The following is a 10,398-nucleotide window of genomic DNA, read 5'->3' on the forward strand; positions in this document are numbered from 1 at the left end:
AGGTTGGTGCAGACAGCGTAAAAGCCATCATACTGGGCTTCTTCTTCGATCCGATCTTGATCAATCGTATGTTCAGCTTGTTGGGCAATTTCACCATCTTGAGTGACATGAGTTGATTTGATGAAGCGATTAACATCATTCGCTCCTTTTTGGTGGAGCCGGGAAGGCTCCTGAACTTTTTTGAGAGCTCGATCAATTTGCCCTTGTCGAACGGCAGCTTGATACTGGCGATATTTTGGGGAATAACTCACGATGAAACGTTGCTCGAGTCCATCTTCATGAATCCATCTTTCTTTGTAAAAGATATCTGAAAAATGAGCAGTTTCATCTATGTCGTCTATGTTATAGCTTTGTTTGTCATGGCTGAGTCGCCAACCGCTTTTATCTAAGAGCCATTCTTTCAAATGTTTTTTCGTTTTTTTGACCGATTGAGTGGTAATAAAGGCCCGTTCTCCTAAGGTGTTGTATTTACGATTGGCTGTTGAAGAAAGACCGGCGTCGGTACAGACGACAAATTTTGATAAGTGAAAATCCTTAAGGATTCTTTTCTCTAAAGGTTTCAGGGTAGTTTGTTCATTGGTGTTGCCACTTGTTATATTAAAAGCGAGGGGAATGCCTGAGCCATCCATAAATAATCCCATTTGCACAATGGGGTTCGGCCGATTTTCCTTGGACCGACCGTATTGTTTCAGGCCTTCGGCTTCTTCGATTTCAAAGAAAAAATTGGTGCAGTCGTAGTAAAGAACGGCGGTTTCCCGGTTCGCTACTTTTTGACTTAATCGATAAAAATGTTCTTGAATATCATGGGTATGTTCAGCTAAGACATCAAGGCTGCGGTAAATGTCTTGTAACTGAAAATGAGGTGGTTCTAATAAGGTCTGGGCAAACTCAAAGGCACTTTTTTTGGAAGCAGGACTCAAAATTCGATTGTAAATGAGACAAGATAAAATTTGATCCAACGGATATTTAAATTGATGCTGCTTGGCAATTTTATTCGTCATTGTGGGGAGTTTCAACTGAGCCAAAATGGATTGTAAAAAGAGGTAACCAACATTGAAAAGTTGTTGTTTATCTTTTCTTATTTTCTTAGTTGGATCGTAGTGGATGGCGATCTTTTGTTTTTTCTGTTTTTCTTGTGCCGTTAATTCGGCGGCTCGTTGTTTGGCCCATTCTTCCGGGTCCATCTCGGGATGTTTTTGTTTGATTTCCTCGTAATTACCCAGTGTTTCGACAATTTTAGTGGTGCGTTTACCATTTCGAGTAATATCTTTAATAACGGCATAGGAAACCGAATTTTTTGAACGACTTTTTTTGATACGCAAAGCTGATCACCTCAGGGATAGGATAGCTTTATTATATCACAGTACGTAATAGTACGCAATGTTATTTAATAAAATTTTGGCAAAAAAATAAAGCCCTGATAGGCTTTGTGGCATTTTTTGACATTTAAAACTGTCAAACTCCCGATTGATCCGCTATAGTATGGGGTTAGGCCAAGAATTAAGCCCTGGTAAACCAAGGCTATAATAGAGGTCTAGGTCCGGCTTGCAAGCAACCGGTTTCCAAACTCTTTTATATGGGAGCCAGGTAAGCTGGTCTCATCATTCAACCGACATTTTTCATGCTAACCTAAATTTTTTAATGCCAAATCCTATAAAGTCCCCAGTCTATATGCTATACTTTTATACTGTATAGTAGGTTAGACCTGTTATAGATCCAATATTCTGAAGGAGGCGGCTCATTTGTCAGCTGAAAATAGTTTTTATATAACAACTCCAATTTTTTATCCGAGTGGTAACCTGCATATTGGGAATACATATACCACTGTGGCTTGTGACGTCATTAGCCGGTATAAAAGATTGCAAGGATTTGACACCCACTTTTTAACAGGAACAGACGAACACGGTCAAAAAATTGAACAGAAGGCCGAAGAAAGCGGTAAAACCCCCCAAGAATATGTCGACCAGATGGCAGACTATATCCAAAATCTCTGGTCCTACCTCCACATCTCCAATGACCAATTTATCCGGACTACAGATGATTACCACAAAAAAATCGTTGCCAAGATCTTCGACAAGTTATATGAGCAGGGGGATATCTACCTTGGTGAGTATGCTGGTTGGTATTCCGTATCCGATGAAGAATACTTTACCGAAAACCAGCTAGAAGAAGTCTACAAGGATGACCAAGGCAAGGTCATTGGAGGTAAGGCTCCAAGTGGTCACGAAGTTGAATGGGTTAAGGAAGAATCTTACTTCTTTAAAATGAGCAAGTACAGTGACCGCTTGCTCCAATACTATGAAGACAATCCTGGCTTTATCCAACCTGAAAGCCGGAAAAAAGAAATGATCAACAACTTTATCAAACCTGGACTAGAAGACCTAGCTGTTACCCGGACTACCTTTGACTGGGGGATTCCGGTTAATGCTGACCCCAAACACGTGGTCTACGTTTGGATCGATGCCTTGTCTAACTATATTACAGCACTAGGCTATGATCCAGACCTTGGTGGCTTTGACCAGCAACCAGACCAGTTTAAAAAATACTGGCCAGCAGACATCCACATGGTAGGCAAAGAGATTGTCCGCTTCCACACCATCTATTGGCCGATTATGCTCATGGCCCTGGACCTACCTCTTCCTAAGCGAATATATGGCCACGGTTGGTTACTGATGAAAGATGGTAAAATGTCCAAGTCTAAAGGTAATGTCGTCTATCCTGAATTCTTGGTTGACGAATACGGCTTAGATCCCTTGCGCTACTACTTTGTCCGCGAAGTTCCTTTCGGTAGTGACGGGGTCTTTACACCAGAAGACTTTATCAACCGGATTAACTATGACCTGGCTAACGACCTTGGCAACCTGGTTAACCGGACAGTTTCGATGATTAACAAATACTTTGACGGTAAGGTACCAGCTTATGTTGGCCCAGTAACTGACTATGATGAACCACTGGCCAAACTGGCTGAAGAAACCATCCAGGATTATAAGAAAAAAATGGATGACCTTCAATTTAACCGGGCCGTTTCATCGGTATGGAACTTGATCTCTCGCACCAACAAGTACATTGATCAAACCGAACCATGGCTATTGGCTAAAGATGAATCCAAACAGAAAGAGCTTGCTTCAGTCATGACCCACTTAGTCCTGTCACTGAGAGTGGTGGCCAACTTGCTCCAACCTATTTTAATTGAAAGCTCCGGTAAAATTTTAGACCAGTTGGGCCTAAGTAAACTAGGGGAACAAGACTGGAAGGACCCCCACTTTGATGTCGACCTAGCTGGTGTCCAAGTTGCTTCAAAAGGTCAGCCAATCTTCCCACGACTTGACTTGGACCAAGAAGTGGCTAAGATCAAAAAGGCCATGGAAGAGGGCAAGGGCAAGTCTAAGGCTGGTGAAGAAGATAAAGACCAATGGGAACCGGAAAAAATCCCTCTCAGCTTGGACCGGGATGAAATCGACTTCGACCAATTTATGAAGGTGGAAATAAGAGCAGCAGAAATTATCGATGTTGAACCCGTGGCCAAGTCAGACAAGCTTTTAAAATTCCGCTTGGATGCTGGAGATGAAGGAGGCAACCGTCAAATTGTCTCAGGCCTCCGCGAGTTCTACCCGGACTACAAGGAATTGGTTGGGAAAAAAGTTGCCATCGTTGCTAACTTAAAAGCCCGTAAAATGGTTGGGGAAATCAGCCAAGGCATGATACTGTCAGCCGAAGATAGACAAGGGAGCTTGACCGTGGCTGAATTGCCAAGCCAAATTGAAAATGGGGCTGACTTATCCTAAGCTAACCGGGCATTCAATTTAATCGTCACCAGGCTGAGCGAAGTCCTGGCATTTAAGGTCTACCTACAAGTGAGTAGGTAGACCTTAAACATTGTGCCTGGTACTTTTATGAGAAAAGTGTGACTATAATGTAGTTTTAGCGATTGCCATGTCGTTATTTTTTAAGTATACTAGGAAAAAGAGGTGGAAAGATCATGTATAAAAGGACAAAAACAAGTTTATTGATAGCCTTTACCTTTATTATTAGTTTATTTATCGGCTTTGGCTCACCAAGTCAAGAAGTCCAAGCCCAGGATAAAGTTTATGAAATAGCCACCGATACGACTTATGCCCCCTTCGTTTTCCAAGAGGGTGACGACTATGTCGGTATTGATGTGGATATTTTGGATGCTGTCGCCAGAGACCAAGGCTTTGAATACGAATTGAACCCCCTAGGCTTTAATGCGGCCTTGCAAGGCCTGGAAGCCAAACAGGTAGATGGTTTGATCGCAGGGATGGGGATTACAGAAGAGCGGAAAGAGTCCTTTGACTTTTCTGATCCTTACTATGAAGCAGGGACCGTCTACGGGGTTGAGGCCGACAGTGAGTATGAGTCTCTAGAAGATTTAGAAGGCGAAGTTGTTGCTATCAAAACCGGAACTCACGGCGCTGATGTTGCCAAGTCCATGCAAGACGATTACGGCTTTACTACCCGGGAATTTGAAGACTCGGTCAATATGTACAATGATGTCATGGCTGGCAATGCAGCGGCTGCCATTGAAGACACCCCGGTTATGTCTTATGCGATTGAGACTGGCCAGGTTAACTTCAGGGTAATTTCAGAGGATATTGACCAGGTTTCTTACGGTTTTGCAGTCCAAAAAGGTGAGAATGCGGAACTGCTAGACATGTTCAACCAAGGTCTGGCCAATATCAAAGAATCGGGCGAATATGACGAAATTGTCCAGCGATACGTCGGTGAAGAAGCGATTGATAGCCAGCAAACGGAAAGTGGTATTTTAGGCCAGCTGTCTGCAAACCTCAGTAACCTGCTAGGGGGCTTGTGGACCACCATTAGTGTAACAGCAATTTCGATTGTCCTAGCCCTTATCCTAGGGGTTGTTTTAGGCTTGATGCGGACCAGCGACAACAAGGCTTTAGACCTGATTGGTTTGGTTTACATCGATATTATGCGGGGAATTCCCATGATCGTCTTGGCCTTCTTTGTTTACTTCGGTATTCCCCAATTATTTAATATCAACCTTTCCGCCTTCCAGGCTGGTGTCATTACCTTGAGTATTAACGCCGGGGCTTATATCGGTGAAATTATTCGGGGTGGTATTAATGCTGTTGACATTGGTCAGAAAGAAGCCAGTCGGTCACTGGGATTGCCCCAAGGGAAGACCATGCGGTATGTTGTTTTACCACAAGCTGTTAAAATAATGGTACCGTCTTTAATTAATCAGTTGATCATGACCTTGAAAGATTCGTCTATTCTCTCTGTGATCGGCTTAGTCGAGCTGACCCAAACTGGTCGGATTATCATCGCCCGAACCTACCAGCCCGGATCCATGTGGCTGATTGTTGGGGCCATGTACGTTATCTTGATCACCATTTTAGCCAAACTTTCGAACTACCTGGAAAGGAAGTGGATTAAATAATGGCCAATAAAGTTGAAGTTCGCCAGTTAAAGAAATTTTTTGGCGATAATGAAGTCCTAAAATCCATTGACCTAGATGTTAAAGAAGGTGAAGTGGTGTGCATTATCGGCCCATCTGGTTCTGGTAAGTCCACCCTGCTCCGCTGTTTAAACCGTTTAGAGGAAATACAAGCTGGGTCTGTCGTTGTCAATGGCAAAAAAATATCGGAAGCCAAGGATATTGATAAAATTAGACAAACTATTGGCATGGTCTTCCAGCACTTTAACCTCTTCCCCCACTTATCCGTCAGGGAAAACATCACCCTTGCCCCAGTCAAGCTAGGTAAATTATCTAAGGCAGAAGCCGATGAAACCGCTAAACGTCTTCTAGATCAAGTGGGCTTGGCTGACAAGTTAGAAGCCTATCCTGCTTCCCTTTCAGGGGGCCAAAAACAACGGGTGGCCATCGCCCGGGCCTTAGCCATGAATCCAGAAATCATGCTCTTCGATGAACCAACCTCAGCCCTTGACCCGGAAATGGTTGGTGAGGTCTTAAAAGTTATGAAAGACCTGACCAAGCAAGGGATGACCATGGTGGTGGTCACCCATGAGATGGGATTTGCCTCTGAGGTGGCTGACCGGGTAGTCTTGATGGATGGGGGCTATGTGGTGGAAGTCAACACCCCAGACCTCCTCTTTAATAACCCTCAAGAAGAGCGGTCCAAAGACTTCTTAAACAAAATTTTATAATCCAAGCCAAGGGCAAAAAAGCTAGGATCAGTTGACCCTGGCTTTTTTTATGTGCCCAAAAACTTATTCTGCTAAAATATCCTAGAAAAACTTAAAAGTCCTAGAAAAACATTTTAGAAATTGGTAAAATATAGTGAGATAAGTGAAGTTTTCCTAAGATAGAAAATGCGAAATCGTATAAAGGAGATTGTTATGCTCTTTGACAGCCATACCCATATTAATGATGAGCAATTTTCACAAGACTTAGACCAAGTTATGGCCAGGGCTAAAGACATGGGGGTTAGCCGGATGTCCGTAGTCGGTTTTGACTACCCTAGTATCGAAAAAGCCTTGGCGTTAAGCCAGGAATACCCCCAAGTCTATCCTACCATTGGCTGGCATCCAACTGAGGCCGGCTCTTACAATGAAGAGGTGGAAGGCTACCTCCAGCAGATTTATGAAAGTGGCCAGGCTGTAGCGGTAGGGGAAACTGGTTTGGACTACCATTGGATGGACGATCCCAAAGAGGTCCAATTCCATGCCTTCCGTCGCCAGATCCAACTGGCCAAGGATTATGATCTTCCCGTGACCGTTCACAACCGGGAGTCGACCAAGGATGTCTACAGGATTTTGGAAGAGGAAGGCCTGCCTCCAGCTGGCTTGATTATGCATAGTTTCAATGTTTCCACCCGCTGGCTTAAGCGTTTTGTTAAACTCGGCGCCATGATTTCCATTTCTGGGGTAGTGACCTTTAAAAATGCCCCAGAAGTCAGAGAAATTGCTCAAGCCACTCCCCTAGACCGCTTAATGGTGGAGACGGATGCTCCTTACCTCAGTCCGGAACCTAATCGGGGTAAGCGGAATGAACCAGGCTATGTCCGTTTTGTTGCGGAAGAAATTGCCAAAGTAAAAGGCTTATCTGTCCAAGAGCTAGCACAAGTCACTTATGATAATACCAACCGGATTTTCAAACTAAATGAATAGTAAAGTGGGGAAGGGCCATGAAAACCATTAAGGAAGTTATCGTTGTTGAGGGGAAAGGAGACAGTCGCCGGATCAAAGAAGTAGTTAGGGCTGATACCATTGAAACGAATGGCTCAGCCATCGATGACAAGATTATAGATCAAATTAGACATGCCCAGGAAAAAAGAGGAGTCATCATCTTTACGGACCCTGATTTTTCGGGAGAGCAGATACGGAAGATCATTTCACGCCAAGTGCCCGGGGTCAAACACGCTTTTTTGTCCCAAGAGGAAGCCAAGCACAAGAGTCAGTTGGGAGACGATAGCCATGTCCCTATGAGTAGCTACAAGCATTCTTTGGGGATTGAACATGCCTCCAATGAAGCTATTGAGACTGCCTTAGGTCAAAAGTACACTGAGCAGATTGGCCAAAAGCCTCCTAAAATAACCATGTCCTGGTTGCGCCAGCAAGGTTTGGTCGATGGGGAAAACTCGGCTCATTTACGGAGCCTATTGGGAGACAAGTTGCGGATCGGCTACACCAATGCCAAGCAACTGCAAAAGCGGCTAGCCCTCTTCCACATCAACCAAGACCAGGTTATCCAGGCCCTAGAAGAAGTGAAAAAAGACTAGTAAGTGTTCGAAAGGAAAGAGTTCATGCCTCACAGCGATATTGCCAGTCCCAGTCGCACAATTGAAATTCAAAAGAAATATGGCCTCCAAGCCAAGAAAAGCTTGGGCCAGAATTTTATCATCGATAGTAATATTCTGCAAAAGATGGTTGAATCTGCTGGAGTTGACAAGGATACGGTGGTCATTGAAGTCGGGCCAGGTATTGGTGCTTTGACCGAACAAGTGGCTAGGCTAGCCAAAGCAGTTTACTCCTTTGAGATTGACCAAAGGCTCCTGCCTGTCTTAGAGGATAGTCTGGCTCCTTACAAAAATATTTCCATCATCAACCAGGATATTCTCCAAGTCGATTTGGGTCAGTTTTGCAGAGACCAAGATATTGACCGAGACCGCTTGGTAGTCATGGCCAACCTTCCCTACTACATTACCACTCCTATCATTATGCACTTCCTCCAAGCCCCCTTAAAATTGGACTATTTAACTTTTATGGTTCAAAAAGAAGTCGGTCAAAGAATTGTAGCTGGTCCTGGCACCAAGGCATATGGGTCCTTGTCGATTGCGGTTCAATACTATGCCCAGGCCCATATTTTGTTTCAAGTGCCGAAGACTGTTTTCCGGCCCCAGCCCAAGGTGGATTCAGCAGTTATTGGCCTGGACATTTTAGACCAGCCCAGTGTTTCGGTAGAAGATGAAGCCTTTTTCTTCCAAGTCACCCGGGCCTCCTTTGCCCAGCGCCGGAAGACCCTGTGGAACAACCTCAAAGCCCACTTTGGTAAGGACAAGGAAGTTCAAGCCAAGGTCCAAGTCGCCCTCGGTCAAGCTGGCATTGACCCAGGACTTAGGGGCGAGGCACTGGGATTAGCAGACTTTGCTTGTTTGACGACTGCCCTAAGCGACCAGGGCTTAAAGGAAGTCGGTCACTAGGGCGGGATAGCTAATACCCTAGCTTATCATTAAAGCGAGCACCAAGAAGGACAGTGGTTTTTGACCTTACTGGTTTAAGGGGATCACTATTTTTGGAAGCAACGATTGAAAGTTGCTTCTTTTTTATAGAATAAATTTAGTAAGTATATGGGTTAGATCTAGCTTATTTCAAAAATAACGAGTCAAAAATATTGTATTATTTTCTAAAAAAAGGGGCTATGAGAAGAAATGTTATTCTCAAACAGGGACGCTTGTTTGAGAAATTTGTTTGTTTTTCAAACAACAACGGTTCTTTTAGAATTTCAGCAGATTTTTCTCAAACAACTTAAATTATTCGATAATTTGATAGTACTTTTCTTAAACAAGATTAGTTATGTTGAAAGGCGACAACCGGGTATCCATAAGGTATTTTGAGATTTGAAACTAGACAATAAATTCAAATAGGGAAGTTTTGAAGTTGAAACTGGACAATAAATCATAATAAAGAAGTTTTGAAGTTGAAACTGGATAATAAATCAAAATAAGGAAGTTTTGGAGTTGAAACTGGACAATAAATCAGAATAAGGAAGTTTTGAAGTTGAAACAGGATAATAAATCAGAATAAGGAAGTTTTGAAGTTGAAACTGGATAATAAATCAGAATAAAGAAGTTTTGAAGTTAAAACTGGACAATAAATCATAATACGGTGGTTTCGATGTAAAGTCCACATCTCTGCATAAGTCAGTTTATAGTTAATGACTAAGCAGTGAAAATGGGATCCAAGAATTTTCTACAATAAACATAAAACTTATTCAAAACTGGCCCACCATATTTGCGACTAGAAAAAAAGATGATTGACAGGTAGGGAAAGTGGTGTATAATGAAAATCGTAGTGATTACGAATGAGAATGGTTACGATTTAAATTTTCAAGCAAAAGGAGAAGGAAAATGAAGAAAAAGATCTTGAGAATGTCGACTTACTTAGTAACAGCCAGCTTATTAGCTGCTTGTAGTCCAGGCGGGCAAGAAAACCAATCTGGCCAAGACCAAGCTCAGGCTGACCAAGACCAGGACCAGCTCCAGGTAACGGCTTCCTTTTTCCCGGTCTATGAATTTGCGCGAGAGGTAGCTGGTGACCGGGCCCAAGTAGATATGATTTTATCCTCCAACCAGGATGCCCATAGCTTTGAGCCTAGTCCTCAAGACATAGCCCAGGTGGACCAGTCTGATGTCTTTGTCTACAGCAGTGATGAAATGGAATTTTGGGCTGGAGACTTGCTTGAGGCTGTTGAGAATGAAGACTTAGTTGTGGCAAAAGCCATCGATGGAATGGACGGGGACTTAGCTAGCGGTCATGACCATGAACACGATGAAGACGACCACGACCATGAACATGATGAAGATGACCACGATCATGATCACGGTGCAGAATCGGATGACTTTATCGGCTTGGCTGGCCACTACCATACGGGTGATACGGCAGGCCTGCAAGCCAATGTCGACACTGACCAAGATGTCACTTGGTTTGTTGAACAAGACGGCCAAGTGATCGAAGAAGAGACCTTGGCTCACGATGAAACCTTTGAATATTCTATAGAAGATACAGTTGAAGTCTACTACCAAGTGGATGGAGAAGAATCGGACCGGGTTGAGCTTCATGTTGACAACCATGGAGGGGATGGCCACGATCATGATCACGACGAAGACGATCATGACCACGACGAAGATGACCACGACCATGATGAAGACGATCATGACCACGACGAAGATG

At 43.5% G+C, this 10,398-nt stretch carries 8 protein-coding genes; 7 read left to right on the forward strand and 1 reads right to left on the reverse strand.

What is annotated here, in order from left to right:
• On the reverse strand, positions 1-1,322 hold a 1,322-nt coding region (locus HMPREF9698_RS07985; protein WP_003779130.1), incomplete at its 3' end, for an IS1634 family transposase.
• 420 nt (positions 1,323-1,742) lie between these two features.
• On the opposite strand from HMPREF9698_RS07985, the gene metG reads away from it, so the two are divergent.
• From metG to HMPREF9698_RS08580, 7 genes are all read left to right on the forward strand, one after another.
• Positions 1,743-3,785 carry a methionine--tRNA ligase gene (gene metG, locus HMPREF9698_RS07990; protein ID WP_003779132.1) on the forward strand — a complete coding sequence of 681 codons (2,043 nt, stop codon included), beginning with the start codon at positions 1,743-1,745 and terminating at the stop codon, positions 3,783-3,785.
• A gap of 194 nt (positions 3,786-3,979) precedes the next feature.
• Positions 3,980-5,425 carry an ABC transporter substrate-binding protein/permease gene (locus HMPREF9698_RS07995; RefSeq protein ID WP_003779134.1) on the forward strand — a complete coding sequence of 482 codons (1,446 nt, stop codon included), beginning with the start codon at positions 3,980-3,982 and terminating at the stop codon, positions 5,423-5,425.
• Positions 5,425-6,153, forward strand: a complete 729-nt coding sequence (locus HMPREF9698_RS08000) for an amino acid ABC transporter ATP-binding protein (protein ID WP_003779136.1) — start codon at positions 5,425-5,427, stop codon at positions 6,151-6,153. Before HMPREF9698_RS07995 ends, HMPREF9698_RS08000 begins: the two co-directional genes overlap by 1 nt.
• Positions 6,154-6,345: 192 nt before the next feature.
• Positions 6,346-7,116 carry a TatD family hydrolase gene (locus HMPREF9698_RS08005; protein WP_003779138.1) on the forward strand — a complete coding sequence of 257 codons (771 nt, stop codon included), beginning with the start codon at positions 6,346-6,348 and terminating at the stop codon, positions 7,114-7,116.
• Between the two features lie 17 nt (positions 7,117-7,133).
• A complete protein-coding gene (rnmV, locus tag HMPREF9698_RS08010; protein ID WP_003779140.1) occupies positions 7,134-7,727 on the forward strand; it encodes a ribonuclease M5 in 594 nt (197 codons plus the stop codon).
• Positions 7,728-7,751: 24 nt separating this feature from the next.
• Positions 7,752-8,648: a 16S rRNA (adenine(1518)-N(6)/adenine(1519)-N(6))-dimethyltransferase RsmA gene (gene rsmA / locus HMPREF9698_RS08015; RefSeq protein ID WP_003779143.1), complete on the forward strand. Its 897-nt coding sequence runs from the start codon at positions 7,752-7,754 to the stop codon at positions 8,646-8,648.
• Positions 8,649-9,575: 927 nt separating this feature from the next.
• Positions 9,576-10,398, forward strand: an 823-nt coding sequence (locus tag HMPREF9698_RS08580; RefSeq protein ID WP_003779145.1) for a metal ABC transporter substrate-binding protein, incomplete at its 3' end; no start/stop codon positions are given.

The organism is Alloiococcus otitis ATCC 51267 (assembly GCF_000315445.1).
In the GTDB taxonomy this organism is placed as follows: domain Bacteria; phylum Bacillota; class Bacilli; order Lactobacillales; family Carnobacteriaceae_A; genus Alloiococcus; species Alloiococcus otitis.

Bases quoted from the DNA above. Each gene is read 5' to 3' on its own strand.
- HMPREF9698_RS07995 (WP_003779134.1), top strand. From the start codon at position 3,980: ATGTATAAAAGGACAAAAACAAGTTTATTGATAGCCTTTACCTTTATT.
- HMPREF9698_RS08005 (WP_003779138.1), top strand. From the start codon at position 6,346: ATGCTCTTTGACAGCCATACCCATATTAATGATGAGCAATTTTCACAA.
- HMPREF9698_RS08000 (WP_003779136.1), top strand. From the start codon at position 5,425: ATGGCCAATAAAGTTGAAGTTCGCCAGTTAAAGAAATTTTTTGGCGAT.
- rnmV (WP_003779140.1), top strand. From the start codon at position 7,134: ATGAAAACCATTAAGGAAGTTATCGTTGTTGAGGGGAAAGGAGACAGT.
- rsmA (WP_003779143.1), top strand. From the start codon at position 7,752: ATGCCTCACAGCGATATTGCCAGTCCCAGTCGCACAATTGAAATTCAA.